A 22,367-nucleotide genomic window follows, 5' to 3' on the forward strand; every position below is an offset into this window, starting at 1 on the left:
TCCAGGCGTGGCACCAGGCCGGATTCAGCGCCGTGACTCAGCGCCGCTACCGGGACGCGCCCGGCTTTCCGGCGGCAGCTGTGGATGAGGAGAACACCATGTGGAAGCTCAAGCGTCGTGATTTCCTGAAAGGGCTGGGGGTCACCGGTACCGGGGCCATGCTCAGCGGCAACGTCTGGGCGCTCAACCGCCTGGAGCCGATTGGCGATACCCTGGCAAGCGAATACCCGTACCGCGGGTGGGAAGATCTCTACCGCAACGAATGGACCTGGGACAGCGTCGGCCACGCCGCCCACTGCATCAACTGCATGGGCAATTGCGCGTGGAACGTCTACGTCAAGGACGGCATCGTTATCCGCGAGGAGCAGATCGCCAAGTACCCTCAGGTCAACCCCAACGTGCCCGATGCCAACCCCCGGGGCTGCCAGAAGGGCGCGATTCATTCCACCGCGATGTACGAGGCCGATCGCTTGCGTCATCCGCTCAAGCGCGCCGGCGAGCGCGGCGAGGGCAAGTGGCAGCGGATTTCCTGGGATCAGGCGACCGAGGAAGTTGCCGACAAGATCCTCGATATCTTTGAAAAGTACGGCCCCGGCAAGCTCAAGACCCACCAGGGCTCGGGCAATCAGTCCATGGTCCGCCAGTCCGGCCCGGCACGCTTTGCGGCGCTGGTGGGCGGCATCCAGCTCGACGGCTTTACCGTGGTCGGCGACCTGCTGACCGGCGCCCACCTGGCGTACGGCAGCCCGCTGGAAAGCTTTACCTCGGACGCCTGGTTCGATGCCGACTACATCATGCTGGGCATGATCAACCCCAACGCCACGCGCATTCCCGATGCCCACTACATCTGGGAGGCCAAGTACAACGGCGCGCGGATTACCAGCAGCGCACCGGACTACAACCCCAGCTCGATTCATACCGATCTGTGGATGCCCATCAAGCAGGGCACCGACCCCTTCCTGGCGATGTCGCTGGTCAACGTCATCATCGACGAAGAGCTCTTCAAGCCGGCGTTCATGAAAGAGCAGACCGACCTGCCGATGCTGGTGCGCCTGGACAACGGCAAGCTGCTGCGCGAAGAAGACCTGGTCGAGGGCGGCTCCGACGAGGTTTTCTACCACTGGGACCTCAACAGCGGCCAGGGCGTGAAGGCCAGCGGCTCCATGGGCGACGACGACAAGACGCTCAAGCTCGGCGACGTGGACCCGGCCATCGAGGGCGAGTACGAGTTTGACGGCATCACCGTGACGCCGGTGTTCGAGAAGGTGAAGCGCGAAGCGGCCAAGTACACCCCGGAAGAGACCCACTCGACCACCAATATCCACCCGGATATCGTGCGCCAGGAAGCGCGCCACATTGCCGCCGCCAACAAGGCCATCATCATGCTGGGCTATGTCACGTCCAGCTACTCCAACTGCCTGTATACCTGCTGGGGCTACGCGCTGACGCTGGCGCTGACCGGCCACGGCGGGCGCACCGGCGGGCTGGATACCTCCTGGGTGGCGTGGAACCACCCGCGCTGGACCGAGCTTTCCGGCTACGGCGGCGAGAAATCCGCACGGCTGGAGCCCGGCGGCCTCGGTGAGTTTCTGCGCGGCGGCATGATGGAAGGCGCGCGCCAGCACTTCGACAACGCCAAGCTCAAGGAGCGCGTGGGCTTCGATCTCGACGAGATGGAAGAGATGGTCAACGAGTCCATCGACAAGGAATGGATGCCCTACTACGGCGAAATCAAGGGCATGATTTCGATCGCCGACAACACCTTCCGGCGCAACAAGATGTCGGAAACGTACCGCGACGAACACCTGCGCCAGGCCAGCGAGCTCTACGTCAACATCAACGTGCGCATGGACTCCACCGCCGAATGGGCCGACTATATTCTGCCGGCGGCGAGCCACTACGAGGCCTGGGACATTCGCACCCAGGGCTATCATCGCTTCGCCAATATCTTTACCCGCTCGGTGGACCCGGTGGGCGAGTCCAAGCCCGACTGGGACATCATGGCGCTGCTCACGCAAAAGATTCAGGAGCGCGCTATCGCCCGGGATATCGGCGCCATCGAGGACGGCGATGTTACCCGCGACATGCACACCATCCACGATGACTTTACCCGCAACGGTGAGCTGAAAACCGACCACGACGTGCTCAAGCATATCGTCGAGGATTCGCCGGAATTCGGCGGCGTCAGCCTGGAAGAGGCGGCCGAGCGCGGCTTTATCGTGATGAACGAGCACGCCGGCGCCAATCAGCCGCTCAAGCCCGACGAGCCCTACAACCCCTTTACCGCGCAAACCGAGGGCAAAAAGCCCTACGATACCCTGACCGGGCGCATTACCTTTTACTGCGATCACCCCTGGTTCGAGAAGCTGGATTCCACCGTGCCCACCGCGCGTAACTACGCCGGGCCGGAGGCCTCCAACTACCCGCTGCACTTCTACTCGCCGCACGCGCGCTGGGGGATTCACTCCAACTGGCGCAGCAACAAGTACCTGCTGCGCCTGCAACGCGGCGAGCCCAATATCTACATCAACCCGCAGCTGGCCGATGAGCGCGGCATCAAGGACGGTGACCGGGTGCGGATGTTCAACGGCGTGGGCGAGTTCTTTGCCCAGGCGAAGTTCTACCCCAGCATCCCGGTGGACTCGATCATGATGGAGCACGGCTGGGAGCCGCATCAGTACATCCAGCGCAAGAACATGAATATGTCCAACGCGATTTTCCTGCAGCCGCTGGAGCTGGTGGGCAACTGGGGGCATCTGAAGTTCATCTACGCGATGTGGAATGCCAACCAGCATATTCACGAAAGCTGCTACGACATCGAGCTGGCCAGGGCCGAAGACATCGCCGAGCCGGGCACCGTTTAAGAGGAGATTTGCATGGCTGTTAAACGCCAACTCAGCATGGTGCTGGATTTGAACAAGTGCATCGGCTGTCAGACCTGTACGGCGGCCTGCAAGCTGATGTGGACCAACCGTAACGGCCGCGAGTACATGTACTGGAACAACGTGGAGACCCAGCCGGGGCTGGGCTACCCGCGCGACTACCAGAACATGGGCGGCGGCTTCGACGAGGAGGGCGCGCTGCGCCTGAGCCGCCAGCCCAGCCAGGAGGACTACGGCATCCCCTGGGAGTACAACTACTCCGAGGCGCTGATGACCGGCACCGACCCCTGGCTGCGGCCCAACGTCAAGCCGACCTGGGGCGCCAACTGGGACGAGGACGAAGGCGAAGGCGACTACCCCAACAGCTACTACTTCTACCTGCCGCGGCTGTGTAACCACTGCGCCAACCCCGGCTGCCTGGCGGCGTGCTCGCGCAACGCGATCTACAAGCGCCAGGAAGACGGCATCGTGCTGGTGGACCAGGAGCGCTGCCGGGGGTATCGCTACTGCGTCAACGCCTGCCCGTACAAGAAGGTGTACTTCAACGAGCAGATTTCCAAATCCGAGAAGTGCATTTTCTGCTACCCGCGCATCGAGAAGGGCCTGCCCACCGCCTGCGCCCAGCAGTGCGTCGGGCGGATCCGCTGGATCGGCTATCGCGACGACGAGGACGGCCCCATCCACAAGCTGGTGGACAAGCATCAGGTCGCGCTGCCGCTGCACCCGGAATGGGGCACCGAGCCCAACGTATTTTATATTCCGCCGATGTCGCCGCCCAAATTCGGTGAAAACGGCGAGCAGCTCGACGAGTCGCGTATTCCGCTCGACTATCTGGAAAGCCTGTTCGGCCCGCGCGTGGGCGAGGTGCTGGATACCCTGGCAGCGGAGCGTCAGGCCAAGGCCGACGGCCAGGACAGCGAGCTGATGGATACGCTGATCGGCTTCAAGCACGCCGAAATGTTCAAGCTGAGCTGAGGCCGGGAGACCCTTGATGAGCGCTTTGACTCAATCACCCGGCGCGCCGGCGCAGGAGGATAGCCTGACGGCGGTGGAATCGTTCTACCGCCTGGCGGCGGTGCTGCTGGGCTACCCGCTGGCCGAGACCCAGCAGGCGCTGGAGGATGGCCGCCTGCAGCAGGCGCTGGACGAAGCCTGGCGGGCGCAGACCGGCGACCGCTGGCCGGCGCAGTCGCCCTGCGCCGACCTCGACGCCCTTGAGGTCGGCTACATGGCGACTTTCGTCCACGGCCGGCGCGGCCAGCCGCGGGTGCCGCTGGTCGGCAGCGCCTATGATTCGCTGCTGGCCGGCGAAACCCCGGGCAGCTACATGCTCAACGTCCGGGCGTTTTACCGCCACTTTGACCTGCAAACGGCCCGGGGCGACGAAGGCCACACCGAAGAGCCCGACCACCTGGTCACCATGCTCGAATTCTGCGCGCTGCTGTGTCATCTCGAAGCCCGGGCGCTGGGCGCCGGCCAGGACGCCTCGGCGTACCGTCGCGCCCGACGCGACTTTATTACCCGCTATCTGTCCCCGCTGCTGCATGCGGTCAAGGCCGCGTATGTCAGGGCCTCCGGTCACGGGCTGGATGCCACCCTGGCGCAGCTGATTGACACGCTGCCCGCCTGGGCCGACCGCCGGCGTGAGGCGCTGGAAGAGCAGGTCGGCCCCTGCCCGGCCCCCGGTGCCATTCCGGCCAGCCAGGCCATGTGGGACTGAGCCGCGCGCTGTCCGTGCCACCGACCGTTGAGGATACCTGCCATGAAGCTGCCCCTGAAAAATCGTTCCCTGAAGCAGTCCGCAAGCCCGTCTACAAAATCGTCCAAAGGGACGTCCACAAAACGACATCATCATCCGCTTCGCCCGGCGGCGCTGGCCGGCCTGGCGCTGGTTGTTGCCGCCGGCGGCGCCGCTGATGCGGACCAGGACGCGGGCAACCCCAACGTCACGGCCGTGGAGCCCGGCGACACCGTGGCGGTCACTCGGATGCCGGACAATATCTACCTGCGCAGCCAGAACGATCCCGACGATCTGATCTGGGATCGGGTGCCGACGTATCGCACGACGCTGCTGCCCGCGCCGCCCGTGCATCGCTCGGTCAAGCTGCGCTTTGCCGACGAAATCGAGGCCGGCAAGCCGCTGTATTTTCAGGTCGCGCGCACCGATGAGCGTTTTTATATTCGCCTGCGGTGGAAGGACGCCAGCGAGGATCGCGCCACCACGGTGGACGACTTCCGCGATGGCGTGGCGGTGCAGTACGCGATCAACGGCGTCGATACCTCGTACATGATGGGCTCGGGGCCGGATAACCCGGTAAATATCTGGTACTGGCGCTCTGACCGCGAGGCCGTCGAAAACCTGGCCGCCGGCGGCTACGGCAGCACTACACGGTTGCCCGAGCAGAACATCGCCGGCGACAGCGCCTACGTGCCCGACGAGTACAGCGATGACGGCGAGTGGCATGTGGTCATGTCGCGCCCCATCGAAGCCGGCGACAGCGAGCACGCGGCGAACCTGGAGCGCAACCCGGTACCCATGGGCTTCGCCCTGTGGCAGGGTAACGACAATCAGCGCGACGGCGACAAGCGCGTGACCCACACCTGGATCCGGCTGGACGCCGCCGGCAGCGATGGTGAAACAGCAGCAGACGGTTAACGAGGTACCTCAATGTCGGTTTCGCACTATACACCCGGTGCATCCGCCACCCCTGGCGCATCCGCCGAGACGGCCAACGCCGAGCGCGACCCGCTGGCGCTGGCGTCGGCCGACTGCGGCCGGGGCCATTCCTGCCAGTTCTGCCCCGATGAGCCGACCTGCACCCTCGACAAGCCCCAGCACGAAAAGCACCTGCTGGAGTCGCGCTTGAGCGGTATCGGCCAGATACTGCTGGTCATGGCCAACAAGGGCGGCGTGGGCAAGAGCACGGTATCGGCCAACGTCGCCGCGGGGCTGGCGGCTCGCGGCTATCGCGTCGGCGTTGCCGATGCCGATATTCACGGGCCCAACCAGAGCCGCTTTTTCGGCTTCGCCGGCGAGCGTATCCGCCTGGGGCAGGCCGGGCTTTCCCCCCGGGCGTTTAACGCCGAGGGCATCGAGCATCCGATCCGGGTCGGCTCGCTGGCGTTCATGATGGAAACCGACGATACGCCCATCGTTTGGCGCGATCCCTACAAGCACGACTTCATGCACCACCTGATCGGTTCCTTCGACTGGGGGCCGCTGGATTTTCTCGTCGTGGATATGCCGCCGGGCACCGGCAACGAGCTGATTACCCTGGCCGATATGCTCGAAGGTCAGGAAGCGGCGGCGCTGCTGGCGACCACGCCCCAGGAGATGGCGCTGATGGACAGCCTCAAGGCGGTGCGCTTCTGCCGGGAACGCGGTATGCCGCTGCTGGGCGCGGTGGAAAATATGTCCGGGGTGGTCTGCCCCCACTGCCAGGGCGAGTTTCATCTCTTCCCCCGGGAGCATCTGGCCACGGCGCTGGCGGAACACGAGGTTGCATCGCTGGCGCAGATTCCGCTGTCGCCGGCGCTGGCCAGCGGTTCCGACAGCGGCCGGCCCATCACGGTCGACGCCCCGGACGGCACCGAGGCCCGGGCCTTTGCCCCGGTGGTCGATGCCTGCGTCGAGCACGCCCGGGCGCTTTTCGCCGACGCCGCCGTGGCCTCGCTGGATACCCTGGAAGAGGGCGCCGGCAGCGAGTTCGACGCTGCCCTGGCCGACCTGCCTGCGGAGCAGCAGGAAGAGCTGCGCGGCCAGCTGGCCGACTTGCTGCGCCAGAGCTGAACCCCCGCCGCCGCTGCGCCCGGCGGCCCGCCTTTTTTCGATTCGTCTCGTTACGTCAGGATACCTTGATGACCCAGACCGCCAATCCGGACCGCCGCCGCTTTTTCCGTCAGCTGCTCGACGGCGCCAACCCCAACGCCCCGCAGCGCGCCGCCTGGCATCGCGTGCCCGAAGTGGGCGCCGGCGACGGCGATGTGCTCTGGTCCGGCTGGGCCGGCGACGGTGAGGTGTTCGTGGTCGGCGATGAAGCCATGGTGCTGCACTTTGACGGCCACGCCGATGACCAGGACCGGCTGTGGAAGCCGCTGGACACCCCCGGTAACCTGCCGCTTCACGGCATCTGGGGGCCTTCCCGGGATCATTTGTTTGCCGTGGGCTGGATGGGCTGCCTGCTGCACTTTGACGGCACCCGCTGGCAAAAGCTGCGTGGCGGCGTCATCGACGACGAGGACCAGCGCTTTACCGCCTGCGAGGAAAACACCCCGCTGTTTGCCATCGACGGCAACGCCGACGGCCACGCCTGGGCGGTAGGCGATGAAGGCATGATCCTGCACTACGACGGCCAGGCCTGGCAGCGGGAAGACAGCCCCACCCGCATCAACCTGCGCGCCGTGGGCTGCACGCCCGGCGGCCGCGTTTTTGCCGCCGGCGGCGAAGGCACTGTAATACGGCGCGACCTCGACGGCAGCTGGGAGGCGCTGGACTGCCCGCTGGGCGCCGGTTTTCAGGCCATGCTGGTGGTCGATGACGATACCCTGCTGCTCGGCGGTGGGCGCTATTTCGTCGATCAGGGCGGGTTTCGCGGCGAGCTGGTGAGCTACGCCAACGGCCGCTTTGAGGCCATCGACGTCGACACTCCCATGCCGCGGCTGCGCTCGCTGCGGCCGTACAAGGACGGTGTGCTGATCGTCGGCGACCGCGGCTATCTATTCTATTTGCGCGACTTTCTCGCCCAGGCGAGCCCCGGCGGAGCCCGCGCCGAGAAGCAACAGCCGCGCCTTTACCAGCTGGAAAGCAACTGCCATCATGACCTGATGGATATCGTGCCGCTCACTACCGGCGAGGCGCTGGTAGTCGGCGATTTCGGCACCATCATGACCGCCGCGCCGGACTTTATCGATGCCCTGGCGCCGGTGGCGGGCGGCGAAGCCGAGACGCCCTGCTGGGAGGCGATGGACTCGCCCACCGACCGCCAGCTGTGGAATCTCTGGGAAACCCCGCAGGGCGTGTGCTACGCCTGCGGCGAGGCCGGCACGGTGATGCGCCTGGCCGCCGACGGCGACCGCTGGGAGCGGCTCCCCGCGCCCACCGAGCTCAACCTGCACTGCGTGCTGGATGCCGGGGAAGGCGGGCTCTACGCCGCCGGTCAGTTCGGGCAGATTTTCCGCTTCGACGGCCACGAATGGCAGCTGCACTTTGACCTGCACCTGGATGTCACCATTCTTTCGATGTGGGGCACCCGCCCGGATTCGATTTTCGCCGTGGGCGACGAGGGGCTGATTCTCCACTTCGACGGTCTGGGCTGGAAGCGGCTGCCCAGTGGCACCTCGTCGGCGCTTTATCACCTCTGGGGCATGGACGACGAGCACCTGCTCGCCGTGGGCGACTTTGGCCTGGTGCTGCGCTATAACGGCCGCGAGTGGACCGATTTTGCCGCCGGCACTGAAAACTTCCTTTACGGCGTCTGGGGCGATGCGCTGGACAATATCTACACCGTGGGGCTTTCCGGGACCCTGGCGCACTTCAGCGGGCAGCGCTGGCAGCTGATGCCCATCCGCGTGCGCGATGATCTGCTGTCGATCTCCGGCTCTGCGGCCGCCGGCGTCTACGCCGTGGGCACCCACGGCTGCGCGGTACGGCGGGACGGCGATGAGTGGCGCAGCGATCCCACCGGTACCGACCTGGGCCTGCGTTCGGTACTCGCCACCCGGGGCGGGGTGGTCTACGCCGTGGGCGATCAGGGCACGATTCTCCGCCGGCCCTGATTTTGCTGGCCCCGATTCCACGCTGGCCCTGAGCCTGCGCCGGCCCGGCGACCCGGGCCGCTTTTACGGGGGCCGGGCGTAGCTTTATATTTTAGTGTGCTGATATAATACAGCGACACCCACGCCTGCCCCGGAGCTCCCACCATGCCTTCGTTCAGGAAAATGAGCCTGTTTATCGTCTCGGCGGCGATTATCGGCCTGCTGCTGGTCTTTGTCGGCGTTCAGGGAGAAGCCGCTGCCCGGCTGTTCTCCCGGGTGCAGGAGGTCATGGCGAGCTCCACCGGCTGGATGCTGATTTTCATCATGAACGCGGTGCTGCTGTTCGCGCTCTACCTGTTGTTCACGCCGCTGGCGCGTATTCGCCTGGGCGGGCCCAATGCCCGCCCCGAGTTCAGCCGGCTGGACTGGTTCGGCATGCTGTTTGCCGCCGGTATGGGTATCGGGCTGCTGTTCTACAGCGTTTCCGAGCCGCTGCAGCACTACGCCAGCTATGCGGACTACAACGGCGAGGGCGCGCGCGCCGCCCAGGTGTCCATGGAGATGACGTTTTTGCACTGGGGGCTGCATCCTTGGGGCATTTACGCGCTGGTGGGGCTGACGCTGGCCTTTTTCCATTACAACGCCGGCCATAAGCTCAGCTTCGAGGCGCCGCTGCGCGAACTGCTGCCCGCCGCCTGGGCGCGGCGGGTCGGCTGGGTGGCCAACCTTGCGGCGGTGATCGGCACCCTGTTCGGTATCACCACGTCGTTGGGGCTGGGCGCCAGCCAGGCGAGCGCTGGCATTGCCGAGCTGACCCGGCTGCAAAGCGACGACTGGCTGAATCTGGCGGTTATCGGCGTGGTGTGCAGCATGGCGCTGATCAGCGTACTCAGCGGCCTGGGCAACGGGGTGCGCCTGCTCAGCAAGCTGAATCTGATGGTCGCGGCGGGCCTGATGCTGTTTGTGCTCTTTGCCGGCGAGCCGCTGCTGGTGTTCAAGGCGCTGGGTGAGCACCTGGGCACCTACATCAACGACCTGCCCAAACTCTCGACCTGGAACGAGACCTACACCGGCACCCACTGGCAGTCGCAGTGGACGATTTTTTACTGGAGCTGGTGGATTTCCTGGTCGCCGTTTGTGGGCATGTTCATCGCCCAGGTGTCCCGAGGCCGAACCATCCGCGAGTATCTGCTGGGCGTGCTCTTTGTGCCCACGCTGTTCAACTTTCTGTGGATGACGGTGTTCGGCAGCAACGCGTTGTTTCTGGAGCTGTTCGAGAATGCGGGGTTTGCCGAGATGGTAAGCGCTGCGCCGGATGAAAGCATCTATCGGCTGCTGGACTATCTGCCGCTCAGTTCCCTGACCACCGGCGTCGCGGTGCTGGTGGTGCTGGTGTTCTTCGTCACCTCGGCGGACTCGGGCGCGCTGGTGGTCTCGACGCTGACGTCAAACGGCAATGCCCCCAGCTGGCGGCAGCGGTTTTTCTGGGTCGCGGCCGTGGGGTTGGTGACGGCGTTCCTGCTGCGTGCCGGCGGGCTCGATGCGTTGCAGTCGGCGGCGATTGCCAGCGGGTTGCCGTTCGGGCTCCTGCTGCTGACGTTTATTCCCGCCTTATCCATCGCCCTGCGCCGGCCCCATGCGCTTGCGGAGACGTCGCCGGAGTCTTCTTCCGGCAGCTAACCCGTGCCCACAGTTTGCCCCCGGCCGTTAACCCGCGCCACAGCCCGAGAGCCCCGGGGTCGCGATAGACCCCGCTATAAAGCTCGCTACAGCGACGCCGCCGAGCGCGCCGCCTGGTCGTAAAGGCCGGAAATGGCGCGCAGGCTGGCGGCAATGTGGTGCAGCTCCTGACGTTCCACACCCAGGGTGGACAGCGAATCGACCAGGCAGGCTTCGCGGATTTCCGCATACTGCTGGCACGCCGCCTGCCCCTCATCGGTGGTGTGAAAGAACGTCTCCTTCCCGCGCTTGTTGCCCGTAACCAGCCCCAGCTTGCCGAGTTTTTTCAGCGCGTAGCTGACGGTGTGCGTGTCTTCCACGTTGAGCACCAGGCAAATATCCGCCTGGCGCTTGGCGCGCCGCCGGTGGTTGATGCTGTGCAGCACCAGCACATCCAGCGACCCCAGCTCGGGCAGCCCGGTGGCGGCCATGCAGCGCGACATCCAGCGCTGAAAGGCGTGGCTGGCGATGATCAGACCGAACTCGAATTCGGAGAGCTCCTCGCTGCTCCGGGAAAGGTGCTCGGACGATACAATGGGCCCGCGCAGCGGCGTGGCGGCGGGGGTGTTGTGGCTCATTAACGGTTCCCCATGGCGGTGGGCAGATAGGTGACGATGTCCGGGAACAGCGCGATGAGAACGACGCCCAGCATCATCAGAAAGAAGAAAGGCAGCGCGGCGCGGGCAATGCTCAGAATGTTGCGCCCGGTAATGCCCTGAAGCACAAAGAGGTTAAAGCCGATGGGCGGCGTGATCTGCGACATTTCCACCACGATGACCAGATAAATACCGAACCAGATCAGGTCGATGCCCGCCGTCTCGACCATGGGCAGCAGGATCGAGGTGGTCAGCACCACCACCGAAATGCCGTCAAGAAAGCAGCCCAGCAGGATGAACAGCAGCGTCAGCGCGGCCAGCAGCAGCGCCGGCGATAGCCCCAGGGTGCCGATCCATGCCGCCAGGTCGCTGGGCAGGCCGGTAAAGCCCATGGCAGCGGTCAGAAAGGACGCCCCGGCGAGGATAAACGCAATCATGCAGGAGGTACGCACGGCCCCCATCAGGGCGTCGTGGAAGACGTGGCGATTCATGCTGCCCTGCACCCGCGCCAGCACCAGCGACAGGACCACGCCCACGGCCGCGGCTTCGGTGGGCGAAGCCAGGCCGGCGTAGATCGAGCCGATAACCCCGGCGATCAGCGCAAGCATGGGCACCAGCCGCCGCGATCGGCGCAGGCGCTCGCGCCAGGCCACCGAAGGCTCGGCGGCGGGAATCCTACCGGGGTGGCGCCAGGCCCAGAGCATCAAATAGGCGGCAAAGAGGCTGACCAGCAGCAGACCCGGCAGGATGCCGGCGATAAACAGCCGAGCGATGGACTGGTCGGTAGCCACGCCGTAAACGATCAGGATGATCGAGGGCGGAATCAGCAGCCCCAGGGTAGCCGAACCCGCCAGGGTGCCGATGACCAGCTGCTCGTCATAGCCGCGCCGGGTGAGCTCGGGAATCGTCATCTTGCCCATGGTGGCGCAGGTCGCCGCCGACGAGCCCGAGACGGCGGCAAAGAGCCCGCAGCCGATCACGTTGGTATGCAGCAGGCGGCCGGGAATGCGCTGCATCCAGGGCGAGAGGCCGGTAAACATATCGTTGGCCAGCCGCGAGCGGAACAGGATTTCGCCCATCCAGATAAACATCGGCAGCGCGGTCAGCTCCCAGCTGTAGCTGGCGCCCCAGAGATCGGAAGCCATGACGTCCCCGGTGGGCACCGGGGTGAACTGGCTCAGCGCCACCCAGCCCAGGCCCAGCAGGGAAAAAGCGACCCAGACGCCGCTTCCCAGCAGGATCAGCAGCGTGACGAACAGGGTCAGGGTGAGTATCAGCATCTTGGCCTCGTCAGTTCGGGTCGGTATCGCCGGGGGTGAAGCTATCCGGCCGGCGAACGGCCACGACCAGGGTTTGCCACCAGGCTTCTCCCAGCGCCAGGCAGAATAGAATCAGGCCGCCCAGCATGGCCGACTGCGGCAGCCACAGCGGGATGCTCAACAGCCCGTAGGAGGTTTCGCCGTAGGCGATGCTGTCCGTCAGCAGCCGATAAACGTAGTACGTCAGGTACAGGCAGAGCGCCAGCGCGATGCTCAGGCAGACGGTTTCAGCCCATACCCGGTACCGCGATGGCAGCTGGCCGATCAGAAGCGTCACACGGATATGGGCGTGATGGATGAAGGTATACGCCAGGCCGAAAAAGGTGGCGCCGACCAGCAGAAAGCCGCAGATTTCGGCCAGACCGGGAATGGTCAGGCCGATACGTTCGGCACCCAGGGCCGTCAGCAGAATATCGCTGATACGGCCGAGGATCTGCAGGCTGATCAGGGTGCAGATCAGCACCAGGCAGGTGGCCGAGAGGTAGCCACCCAGGTGGTAGAGCGAACGGAGTCGATACTTCATGCTCGTGGATTCCGGGGTGGCTGGAAGGTGGCGTCGCCGCAGGCGACGGGCCGTGCGGCGGCCGGATGACCGCCGCTATGTCTGGCCGGTTGTCAGTCCTGCTGATTGTCGCGGTAGGCATCCAGGATTTTCTGCCCCTGGTCGCCGGCGCGCTCGACCCATTCCTCGGTCATGGTGTCGCCGATTTCCTGCAGCTTGTCCGCCAGCTCGGGGGTGGGCGTGGTGACGTTGATGCCGTTGTCTTTCAGCGCTTTCAGCGCTTCCCGGGTTTCGTCACGGCTCATGTCCCAGCCGCGCTGCTCGGCCTGGTCGGCGGCGTCAAGAACGGCCTGCCGGGTGTCCTCATCCAGCCGTGAAAACGCCTTGTCGCTGACGATGATCATGTTTTTCGGCAGCCACAGCTGGGCGTGGTTGAACTCGCTGAGGTAGTCCCAGGCCTTGGTGTCCACGCCGGTGGCCGGCGAGGTGATCATGGCGCCCACGCGCCCGGTGCTGAAGGCGGTGGGAATATCCGGCACCTCGACCTGGGTGGGGACCGCGCCGGCCAGCTGCGCCAGCCGTTCGCTGGCATTGTTGTAGGCCCGCATGCTGAGGTTTTCCAGGTCATCGGGGCCGGTCAGCTCTTCCTGGGTGTAGATGCCCTGGGGCGGCCAGGGCACGGCGAACAGCAAGCGCAGGTCCTGCTTGGCCAGCTCCTGCGAGATCGTGTCCCGGGAGGCTTCCCAGAGCGCGCGGGCATCGTCGTAGCCCGACGCCAGGTAGGGCACCGAGTCCACTTCAAAAATCGGGTTTTCGTTCGCCAGCCGCGACATGATCACCTCGCCGATGGGCACGATGCCGCGACGCACGGAGTTCTTGATTTCCGCATGGCTGATCAGCGAGCCGTTGGAATGCACGTTGATGTCCAGCTCGCCATCGGTGGCATCGCGCACCTCGTCGGTGAATTCGCGGATATTCTCGGTGTGAAAGGTACGGTCGCCGTAGGGCGTGGGCATGTCCCACTCCGTCGCCGCCTGGGCGCTCAGGCTCAGGGTTGCCAGGCTAACGCCCAGCGCGATGGTCGAGGTCATCCGCGAACGTCCGCGAGACAGGCGCCTGCCCGATAGACGCCGGAGCAGCAGGCTATGGGGCAGCAAGTTGTTCAGGGGCATGATCATGGGTTCTCCTTGAAGGGCACGGGGTTGGGCGTGCGTTCTTGTTGTATGACATTGGCTCCACGGGAAGACTAGGCAGCCATGCTGGTTAACGTCAACGATCTCAGGACTGAATTTTTATTCTGTAGTGATAAAGTGTTGGTAATTTATTGGCAAAATGCTTTCAATAAAATGTCTTCCAAAAACCGTCTGTAAAAAAGCACCTTCAGGAGGCCCGGATGCCCACAGAAGAACGGCCGCCCACGAAAGACCTGCGCCTCAACGCCGACATGGGGGAAAGTTTCGGCCCCTGGACGATGGGCTGCGACGCCGACTTGATGCCGTATGTTGATCTGGCCAACGTCGCCTGCGGCTTTCACGCCTCGGACCCCGACACCATGCGCCACACGGTGCGCCTGGCGCGCGAGCACGGTGTGGTTGTCGGGGCGCATCCGGCGTACCCCGACCTGGTTGGATTCGGCCGGCGGGCCATGGCCTGCACGCCAACCGAAATTGAAAACATGGTGCTGTATCAGTTGGGCGCGCTGGAGGCGCTGTGCCGCGCCGAGGGCATGTCGCCGGGCTACGTTAAGCCCCACGGCGCGCTGTATAACGCCATGAGCCACGATGACGCGATACTCGCTGCGGTTATGCGGGCGCTGTCGCGCCATGGTGCGGCGTTGTCGCTGGTGGTCATGGCAACGCGGGATACCTCGGGCGTGCGCTCGCTGGCTCGGGAGTACGGCGTCGCCGTGTGGCTCGAGGCGTTCGCCGACCGCGGCTACGATGGCAACGGGCGGCTGCTGCCGCGCCGCTGGGCGAATGCGGTGCATCACGACGCCGCGACGATTCTGGATCAGGCGCGGCGTATTGCCCGCAACGAGCCCCTGACCGCCAGCGACGGCAGCGAGCTGGTGCTGGACGCGGATACGCTCTGTGTCCACGGCGACAATCCCGAGTCGATTGCGGCCATCCGCGATATTCGCCATCAGCTGTTTCCCCGGGAGGCGTCATGAGGCCGACAGCACTGCCGCGTCTGGAATCCGCCGGGCAGGACGGCTGGCTGATACGGCTGTTTGACGCCATCGACGAAGCCAACATGGCCTGGCTGCTGGCGCTGATGCGCGACTGCGAAACGGCGCTGGGCGATAGCCTGGTCGACATGGTGCCGTCCTATACCACCCTGCTGGTGGTTTTTGATCCCGAACGGATAGCGCCGGCGGACGTACGCCATCAGCTGTGGCAGGTGCTGGCAGCGCTCAGGCCCGACCATCAACAGGCAGACGCGCCGGTGCGCGAGCTGCCGACCTGGTACGACCCCGGCGTTGGCCCGGAGCTCGATGCGCTGGCCGAGCAGGCCGGCATGACCCGGGACGAGGTGGTGGAATGCCATGCCGGCACGACCTACCAGGTGTATGCGCTGGGGTTTGCGCCCGGCTTTGCGTTCATGGGCAGCGTGGATGAGCGCCTGGTGATGCCCCGCTTGAGCACCCCGCGCAAGCGCGTGCCGGCCGGCAGCGTCGGCGTGGCCGGGCAGCAGACGGCGGCGTATCCCGTGGCATCGCCAGGGGGCTGGAACCTGATCGGCCGCACCGCCGCTGTGCTGTTTGATCGTCGGCGCGAGGGTTTCAGTCTCTTGCAGGTGGGCGACCGGGTGCGCTTTGTGCCGGTCACGCAAACCCGATTCGAGCGTTCGGGCGGCGATATAACGCCCGTCAGGGAGGCGTGATGAGCGATAACAAGCCCGGGCTGCGAGTGCTGCGCGCCGGCCCGCTGGCAATGCTGCAGGATGCCGGGCGCTTTGGCGTGCGTCGGCTCGGCGTGACCCAGGGCGGCCCGGCGGATCTGCATGCCTGGGCCTGGGCCAACCGCCTGGCGGGCAACGGCTGGGGCGCGGCCGCGCTGGAAGTTGCGCTGGGCGGGCTGACGCTTGAAGTGCTGTGCGACAGTCGCATTGCGGTCTGCGGCGCCGACCTTGACGCCACCCTGGATGACGCCCCGCTCCCGCTGTGGCGCGATCTGAGTGTAAAGCGCGGCCAGCTGCTGCGTTTTCAGCAGCCGGCCAGCGGCTTGCGCGCCTATCTGGCGGTTGCCGGCGGCTTTCAGGCCGAGCCGGTTCTGGGCAGCGTTGCCTGCGTGGTGCGCGAAGGCCTGGGCGGCCACGACGGTACCGGCCGCCCGCTGGCGGAAGGCGACGAGCTTTGCGTCCGCGCCGCCGCGCCTCGTCGCGCGACGGGGCACGAGGCGCCCGCCGGCACCCGGCCCGACTATTGCACCGCGCCGACGTTGAGCCTGATCCCCGGTGCCCAGGTGGCCGAATTTGACGGCGCCAGCCTTTACGCGGCCTTCAATCGTCCCTGGCAGGTTGATGAGCGTGCCGACCGCATGGGCGTGCGCTTGCGCGGCCCGGTATTGCGCTGCAACCTCACCCGGATGATCTCCGAAGGCCTGGGGCTCGGAGCGCTACAGGTGCCCACCGACGGCCAGCCGATTGCCTTGTTGAACGACCGCCAGACCATCGGCGGCTACCCGCGTCTCGGCGCTCTGACACCGCTGGCCTGTGCCCGCCTGGCGCAGTGTTCGCCGGGCACTCGCCTGCGCCTCAAGGCCGTATCGGCCGAGGCCGCTCTGGGCGACTATCGGCGTTTTCGTCGCGCGCTGCGTTGACCGCCTGGCCGTTCGGTCTGTTCGGCAGAGCTTTTATCCAGCAACAGGAATATAACGCAGGCGCCTATGTAAATATATTGCAAATAACAAAGATTCGCATTATTGTCTTGCCTTGCTGCTTATCCATCGTAATCACCAGCAAGGGATCGACATGTCACGGTTTTATCAACGGTATCCTTATCAACAGCACCCTTATCAGCGGCCTTTCTTCCGTCAACGGCCGGTAGCGCTCGGGAGTTCGCTGGCGCTGGCCGTGGCGGGGCTGGTGAGTCTGCCGGTACAGGCGCAGGAGGCCGAGGCGCTGGATGACGTCGTGGTCACCGCGACGGGCCACCAGCAGCAGATCAGGCAGGCGCCGGCGTCCATCAGCGTGATCGAGCGCGACACCCTGGAAGACAAGGCCTACCGCGATGTTACCGACGCGCTGAAAGACGTGCCCGGCGTGGTGGTCACCGGCGGCGGGTCGTCGCAGGACATCAGCCTGCGCGGCATGGGCGCCAAATACACGCTGATGCTGGTCGACGGCAAGCGTCAGGGCTCGCGCGAGACGCGCCCCGGCAGCGACGGCCCGGGCATCGAGCAGAGCTGGATGCCGCCGCTGTCGGCCATTGAGCGGGTGGAGGTAATCCGCGGGCCGATGTCGTCGCTGTACGGCTCCGATGCGCTGGGCGGGGTGGTCAATATCATCACCCGCAGCGTTGACCGCGAATGGGGCGGCAGCGTGACCGTCGACACCACGCTTCAGCAGGATGCCGACTCGGGCAACCGCCAGCAGAGCCGCTTTTACGTGGGCGGCCCGCTCAGTGACGACGTGCTGGGGCTGAAGGTTTACGGCCAGTACTCGCAGCGCGACGAAGACCATATCGTCAACGGCTACAACGACCAGCGCCTGGCCGACGCCACCGCCGAGCTGAGCTGGAACGCCACGGTCAACCACGACCTGACCCTGGAGGCCGGCTACAGCGAGCAGGAACGCACCAGCAACCCCGGCGAGTCCATCGCCGAGGAAGGGCGGGGCGGGCCCAATACGCGCTCGAAGGATGAGTATGACCGGCGCCACTATGCGCTGGGCCACGAGGGCAGCTGGGACTTTGGCACCTCGGAAAGCCATATCCAGCAGGAAAAGGTGCGCAACCCCAACGCGCGCGGCGGTATCGACTACGAAGACACGGTATTCAGCAGCCAGGCGGTACTGCCGCTGGGGCAGCACCTTTTTACGCTGGGCGGGGAGTACGAAAAGCAGAAGCTCACCAGCCAGGGCAATACCCTGGCGGACGGTGAAGGCAAGATCGACCGCTGGCAGTGGGCGCTGTTCGTGGAAGACGAATGGAGGCTCGCCGAGAGCTTCTCGCTCACCGGCGGGGCGCGGCTCAACAAGGATGAAAACTACGGCACCCACTGGTCGCCGCGCCTGTACGGGGTCTGGAACGCGGCGCCGCAGTGGACGGTGAAGGGCGGCGTTACCAGCGGCTATCGCGCGCCGGACCTGCGCTATACCGCGCCGGGCTGGGGCCAGGCGACCGGCGGGCCGGGAGGCAATGCGCTGCTCATCGGCAACCCCGATCTGGAGCCGGAGAAGAGCCTCAGTAACGAGCTGGGTGTGTTCTGGGACAATGACGGCGGCGTCCAGGCGGGGGTGACGCTTTTCCATAACCGCTTCAAGGACAAGATTGCCGAAGACCCGGTGTGTTACAGCGGTGACTATCGCGGTGACGATGTGACGCCGGAATGCCTGGTAGACGGCGATGACCACGAATACGCCTATATCGATACCCGCAAGAATATCGACAAGGCGGTGACCCGGGGTGTCGAGGCCTCGCTGACGCTGCCGCTGGGCCGGGATTATTCGCTGACCGGCAGCTATACCTACACCGACTCCGAGCAGAAAAGCGGCGACGATAAAGGCGAGCCGCTCAATAACCTGCCCGAACACATGGCCAACGCCACCCTGGACTGGAAGCCCGAAGGCCCGCTCTCGGGCTGGACCCGGGTCAACTTTCGCGGACGTTCCAGCGGCGCGCCGCAGTTCCACGGCAGCAGCGGCCGCGAGATTCCGTCGTATACCTTTGTCGACGTAGGCAGCGCCTACCAGCTGACGCCCGCGGCCAGGCTGTTCGGCGGGGTGTATAACGCCCTGGACAAGGACGTGAACTACGCCGATTTCGAAAAGGTGCTGGACGGACGCCGGTATAACTTCGGCATCACCGTCGAGTTTTAAGCATCGAGACGGCGGCCCGTCGGCAATGGCGGGCCGCACGTATTTTGCCCCGGCACGCTCCGGCAGGTAGAGTTTCCAGATGTAACTCAGATACCCCAAGGAGCCCGAATGACGTTTTCCCCTTCCTTTACCCCGCCGGCGTTGAGCGTTGCCGTATTCACCGGGGCGCTCGCGTTCAGCACGGTTGCCGTGGCCGATGAGCCCGCCGACGTCCGCTTTGCCGTGCCGTCCTGGCCCGGCGTTACCGTCAAGAGCGAGCTGGCCGGCCAGCTGCTGGAAGCGCTGGGCTATCAGCCGGCGCAGCAGGAGCTGGGGTCGACGATTGCCTATGAAGCGCTGAATCAGGATGACGTGGATGCCTACCTGGCGGCCTGGCTGCCGGGTCAGAGCGAATCGTACGACGCCGCCATGCAGGACGGGGTCATCGACGACCTGGGCAATAACGTCGACGGCGCCCGCCTGGGCTTTGCCGTGCCGACCTATGTCTACGATGCCGGCGTTACCTCGGCGGAAGACCTCAAGGACCCTGATGTGCGGGCGCAGTTCGGCAACACCGTCTATTCCATCGAGGTGGGGTCGGGCATCAGCGAAATTCTCAAGCGCGGGGTGGCGGATAACGTCTACAACCTGGCCGAGTGGGACATCTCGGAAACCTCGACGCCCGGCATGCTCAGCACGGTCAAGTCCGCGATTCAGCGTGAAGACTGGGTGGTTTTCGGCGCCTGGACGCCGCACTGGATGAACATCGCCTACGACGTGCGCTACCTCGACGATCCCAACGACCTCTGGGGCGAAGAAGGCGGCCGCAGCAACGTGCGCACCCTGGTCGGCCAGCGCTTCGCCGGGCGCCAGCCCAACGCAACCCGGCTGCTGGACCAGCTCAACTTCAGCGCGGACGACCAGAGCTCGATGATTTACGGCTACAGCTTTGACGACCAGCCCGCCGCCGACGTGGCCCGCGCCTGGCTGCAGGACCATCCCGAGGCAGTGAAGTCGTTTATGGATGGCGTCACGACCCGTAGCGGTGACCAAAACGCCTGGCCTGTGGTTCAGAGCGCGTTGAATATCCCCGCCCCGTAACCCTGCAGCACCCGACACTCCGTAACGAACGCGGCGGCCCTGGCGGGTGGCCGCGTTTTTTGTTTGTGGCCACCGTGGCGTTCACCGGGGTCATCCGGCCGTGCGGAAACCCGGCGGCCATCTGCCGTGGGGATGACTTGTGACAAAACCCGGGCAATCAGGCAAGATACCCTGCTAACCAACGCTTTTAGCTCTTTTAGCTTTTTTAGCTTCGGGCCAAGCGCGGGATAAACACGACAAGGGATACCGGAATGGAAAGCATGCGCCTGGTGCTGGTGATCGCCATTATAGCGGGGTGGATGAGTCTTAACGGCCTCTTGTGTATCGCCTATCTATGGCTGACGGGGCGGCTGCCGGGTCATCGGCAACGGTCGTCGAAGCGCCGCGATGACTCACCTGACGACAATGTGGAAGCGCCGGTGCTGATCGACGAAAAGGCCGGCGCCTGGGGGCTTTTCGTGATGTTTGATACCCCGGACATGGGGCTCAACCAGCGGGTGGGTGGCCTGCTGGCGACTGCCGGCGCGGTGCATGAAAGCCGCAGCAAAACCTTTACCCTGGCAGGGGAGTCGCCGCGCAACCCTATCCTCATTGCCAACGCCTACCCGCCGGGCACGTTGCCGTCGTTCAATCAGGATAACGGCCCCGCGCCCATCAAGGGCATCAGCCTGAAAATGGCCAAAAAGAACCGCTCCGCCACCCCTAACAAAATGCAGCTGGCCAAGCTGGTGTCGCTCACCCGGGAATTTATCCGGCTGGGCGGCAAGGCCGTGGATGCCGACAAGCACCCGGTGACGGAGGCAGGCCTGCAAGCCGTCATCAACGGCCGTGCCAAAGTCTGACCCCCGCGTTACGGTTGCCGCGTACCCGGTGCCTGACGCTACCCTGACGCTACCGCCCGCCGGCACCATTGCCAGCGGGTGCCATTGCCCATAAGGAGCCCCGAGCATGAAAAGAGTGATGCCTGCGTTGATCCTCGGCGCGGCGGGTATTATCGCCGCGTCGCTGGTCGGCACCGGTCTTGCCGACCTGGGGACCGGCGACCGCTATGTCACGGTCAAGGGGCTGGCCGAGCGCGATGTCACCGCGGATACCGCGCTCTGGCCGCTGCGCTTTGTGGCCACCGGCGACACGCTCCAGGACGCCCGAGCGGGCATCCGCGAGAGCCACGACGCGGTTCTCGCGTTTCTCGAACAGCACAATATCCGCGATGACAGAGTCGAGCTGCAAAAGCTCAGCGTCAACGACACGGGCGCCGACCCCTACCAGAACAGCGACGGCGGGCCGGGCTTTATCATCAATCAGACGCTTACCGTGCGTAGCCACAACGTCGAGCGCGTGCGCAAAGCGGCCCAGGCCGTCAGCGAGCTGGTGGACGCGGGCGTGGTGCTGTCGTCGGATTACGGCAGCAGCGGGCCCAGCTACCTGTTCAGCCAGCTCAATGACATCAAGCCCGAGATGATCGCCGAAGCCACCGCCGCTGCCCGGGAATCCGCCGAGCAGTTTGCCGAGGATGCCGACGCCACGGTGGGCAAGCTGCGCCGGGCCAACCAGGGCGTGTTCCAGATCAACGCCCGGGACGCCGCGGCCGGCGTGAGCCGGACCCGGCAGGCGGAAAAAACCGTGCGCGTGGTGACTACCATCGACTATTACCTTGATTGATTCGGCCTGGCCCGACCGTCTGGAGCATCTGGCCCGCCGCGCCGGCGACGCCATCATGGCGGTGTATGCCCGGGACATCAGCGTGACCCAAAAGGCGGATCATTCGCCGGTGACCGACGCTGATCTGGCCGCCCACCGGGTGATCGCCGATGGGCTGGCGGCATGGCCGGAAGCGATCCCGGTGCTGTCCGAAGAGGATACCGCGAGTTTTGCCGGCGCGGACGGCCGGGGCCGTTACTGGCTGGTGGACCCGCTGGACGGCACCCGGGAGTTCGTCCGCCGCAACGATGAGTTTACCGTTAACATTGCGCTGGTCGAGAGCGGCCGGCCGGTGCTGGGCGTTGTGCTGGTGCCGGTAACCGGTGTGGCCTACGTGGCGGCCCGGGGGCAGGGCGCCTGGAAAGTGGCAGCCGAGGGCCGGCAGCGCGAGCCCATCCGGGTCGCCGGGCGGCCCGCAGCCGGCGCCTGCTGGCGGGTGCTGGGTAGCCGCTCGCACGCCAACGCCGGGGGCAGCGCCTGGCTGGAGGCCCTCGGCGAGTACTGCCTGATTCCGGTCGGCAGCTCGCTCAAGTCATGCCTGGTGGCCGAAGGCCAGGCGGACGTTTATCCGCGCCCGGGGCCTACCTGTCTCTGGGATACCGCCGCCGCCCAGGTGGTGCTTGAGCAGGCCGGCGGCCGGATGGTGGCGGGGGTCGGGTCGGCGCCGGACCCGGCCGGCGAGCCGCTGAACTACGCCACGCCGGCGCAGACGCGGAACCCGGCGTTTGTGGCCTGGGGATTCTGACCAAACCGGCCAACGACACGACGTACCCGA

Annotated in this window: 19 protein-coding genes; 15 read left to right on the forward strand and 4 right to left on the reverse strand. The window is 65.4% G+C overall.

The annotated features are described in order from the left end of the window. The first annotated feature begins 98 nt into the window (after positions 1–98). The 7 genes from clrA to C793_RS13450 all read left to right on the forward strand — a co-directional run bounded on the left by clrA (position 99) and on the right by C793_RS13450 (position 10,316). Entirely contained in the window at positions 99–2,864 is a 2,766-nt protein-coding gene (clrA, locus tag C793_RS0102640) for a chlorate reductase subunit alpha (RefSeq protein WP_017429402.1), read from the forward strand. Between the two features lie 12 nt (positions 2,865–2,876). After that, positions 2,877–3,857 carry a chlorate reductase subunit beta gene (clrB, locus tag C793_RS0102645; protein WP_017429403.1) on the forward strand — a complete coding sequence of 327 codons (981 nt, stop codon included), beginning with the start codon at positions 2,877–2,879 and terminating at the stop codon, positions 3,855–3,857. Between the two features lie 16 nt (positions 3,858–3,873). Then, positions 3,874–4,602 carry a molecular chaperone TorD family protein gene (locus C793_RS0102650; RefSeq protein ID WP_017429404.1) on the forward strand — a complete coding sequence of 243 codons (729 nt, stop codon included), beginning with the start codon at positions 3,874–3,876 and terminating at the stop codon, positions 4,600–4,602. Between the two features lie 42 nt (positions 4,603–4,644). Further along, complete coding sequence (locus C793_RS0102655; RefSeq protein WP_017429405.1) at positions 4,645–5,538, forward strand: ethylbenzene dehydrogenase-related protein; 894 nt, start codon at positions 4,645–4,647, stop codon at positions 5,536–5,538. A 12-nt stretch (positions 5,539–5,550) separates the two neighbouring features. Continuing rightward, on the forward strand, positions 5,551–6,672 hold the full coding sequence (locus C793_RS0102660; RefSeq protein WP_017429406.1) for a P-loop NTPase: 1,122 nt from the start codon (positions 5,551–5,553) through the stop codon (positions 6,670–6,672). 68 nt (positions 6,673–6,740) lie between these two features. Beyond that, positions 6,741–8,657 (forward strand): WD40/YVTN/BNR-like repeat-containing protein, encoded by a 1,917-nt coding sequence (locus C793_RS0102665; RefSeq protein ID WP_017429407.1) that lies wholly within the window; start codon positions 6,741–6,743, stop codon positions 8,655–8,657. A 144-nt stretch (positions 8,658–8,801) separates the two neighbouring features. Beyond that, entirely contained in the window at positions 8,802–10,316 is a 1,515-nt protein-coding gene (locus C793_RS13450; protein ID WP_083871886.1) for a BCCT family transporter, read from the forward strand. A gap of 86 nt (positions 10,317–10,402) precedes the next feature. Here the strand turns inward: C793_RS13450 and C793_RS0102675 are convergent, their stop codons facing one another. From C793_RS0102675 to C793_RS0102690, 4 genes are all read right to left on the reverse strand, one after another. Then, entirely contained in the window at positions 10,403–10,933 is a 531-nt protein-coding gene (locus C793_RS0102675) for a winged helix DNA-binding protein (protein ID WP_017429409.1), read from the reverse strand. Further along, positions 10,933–12,231 carry a TRAP transporter large permease gene (locus C793_RS0102680; RefSeq protein ID WP_017429410.1) on the reverse strand — a complete coding sequence of 433 codons (1,299 nt, stop codon included), beginning with the start codon at positions 12,229–12,231 and terminating at the stop codon, positions 10,933–10,935. The genes C793_RS0102675 and C793_RS0102680 overlap by 1 nt, the downstream gene beginning before the upstream one ends. A 10-nt stretch (positions 12,232–12,241) precedes the next feature. Then, a complete protein-coding gene (locus C793_RS0102685; protein WP_017429411.1) occupies positions 12,242–12,793 on the reverse strand; it encodes a TRAP transporter small permease in 552 nt (183 codons plus the stop codon). 92 nt (positions 12,794–12,885) lie between these two features. Further along, positions 12,886–13,950 carry a TRAP transporter substrate-binding protein gene (locus tag C793_RS0102690; protein WP_017429412.1) on the reverse strand — a complete coding sequence of 355 codons (1,065 nt, stop codon included), beginning with the start codon at positions 13,948–13,950 and terminating at the stop codon, positions 12,886–12,888. Between the two features lie 215 nt (positions 13,951–14,165). Here C793_RS0102690 and C793_RS0102695 point away from each other — a divergent pair, with 215 nt between their 5' ends. The 8 genes from C793_RS0102695 (at position 14,166) to cysQ (ending at position 22,337) form a co-directional block, all read left to right on the forward strand. After that, entirely contained in the window at positions 14,166–14,942 is a 777-nt protein-coding gene (locus C793_RS0102695; RefSeq protein ID WP_017429413.1) for a 5-oxoprolinase subunit PxpA, read from the forward strand. Next, positions 14,939–15,655 carry a 5-oxoprolinase subunit PxpB gene (pxpB, locus tag C793_RS0102700; RefSeq protein WP_017429414.1) on the forward strand — a complete coding sequence of 239 codons (717 nt, stop codon included), beginning with the start codon at positions 14,939–14,941 and terminating at the stop codon, positions 15,653–15,655. The genes C793_RS0102695 and pxpB overlap by 4 nt, the downstream gene beginning before the upstream one ends. Next, positions 15,655–16,593 (forward strand): 5-oxoprolinase subunit C family protein, encoded by a 939-nt coding sequence (locus tag C793_RS0102705; RefSeq protein WP_017429415.1) that lies wholly within the window; start codon positions 15,655–15,657, stop codon positions 16,591–16,593. The genes pxpB and C793_RS0102705 overlap by 1 nt, the downstream gene beginning before the upstream one ends. Before the next feature lie 151 nt (positions 16,594–16,744). Continuing rightward, positions 16,745–18,811 carry a TonB-dependent receptor domain-containing protein gene (locus C793_RS0102710; protein ID WP_017429416.1) on the forward strand — a complete coding sequence of 689 codons (2,067 nt, stop codon included), beginning with the start codon at positions 16,745–16,747 and terminating at the stop codon, positions 18,809–18,811. A 108-nt stretch (positions 18,812–18,919) separates the two neighbouring features. Further along, positions 18,920–19,891: a glycine betaine ABC transporter substrate-binding protein gene (locus C793_RS0102715; protein ID WP_017429417.1), complete on the forward strand. Its 972-nt coding sequence runs from the start codon at positions 18,920–18,922 to the stop codon at positions 19,889–19,891. 251 nt (positions 19,892–20,142) lie between these two features. Then, positions 20,143–20,733 (forward strand): hypothetical protein, encoded by a 591-nt coding sequence (locus C793_RS14045; protein WP_017429418.1) that lies wholly within the window; start codon positions 20,143–20,145, stop codon positions 20,731–20,733. Between the two features lie 106 nt (positions 20,734–20,839). Continuing rightward, positions 20,840–21,553 carry an SIMPL domain-containing protein gene (locus C793_RS0102725; protein WP_017429419.1) on the forward strand — a complete coding sequence of 238 codons (714 nt, stop codon included), beginning with the start codon at positions 20,840–20,842 and terminating at the stop codon, positions 21,551–21,553. After that, complete coding sequence (gene cysQ, locus C793_RS0102730) at positions 21,546–22,337, forward strand: 3'(2'),5'-bisphosphate nucleotidase CysQ (protein ID WP_017429420.1); 792 nt, start codon at positions 21,546–21,548, stop codon at positions 22,335–22,337. The genes C793_RS0102725 and cysQ overlap by 8 nt, the downstream gene beginning before the upstream one ends. Positions 22,338–22,367: the final 30 nt, after the last annotated feature.

It is taken from the genome of Vreelandella jeotgali Hwa, from assembly GCF_000334215.1.
In the GTDB taxonomy this organism is placed as follows: Bacteria; Pseudomonadota; Gammaproteobacteria; order Pseudomonadales; family Halomonadaceae; genus Vreelandella; species Vreelandella jeotgali.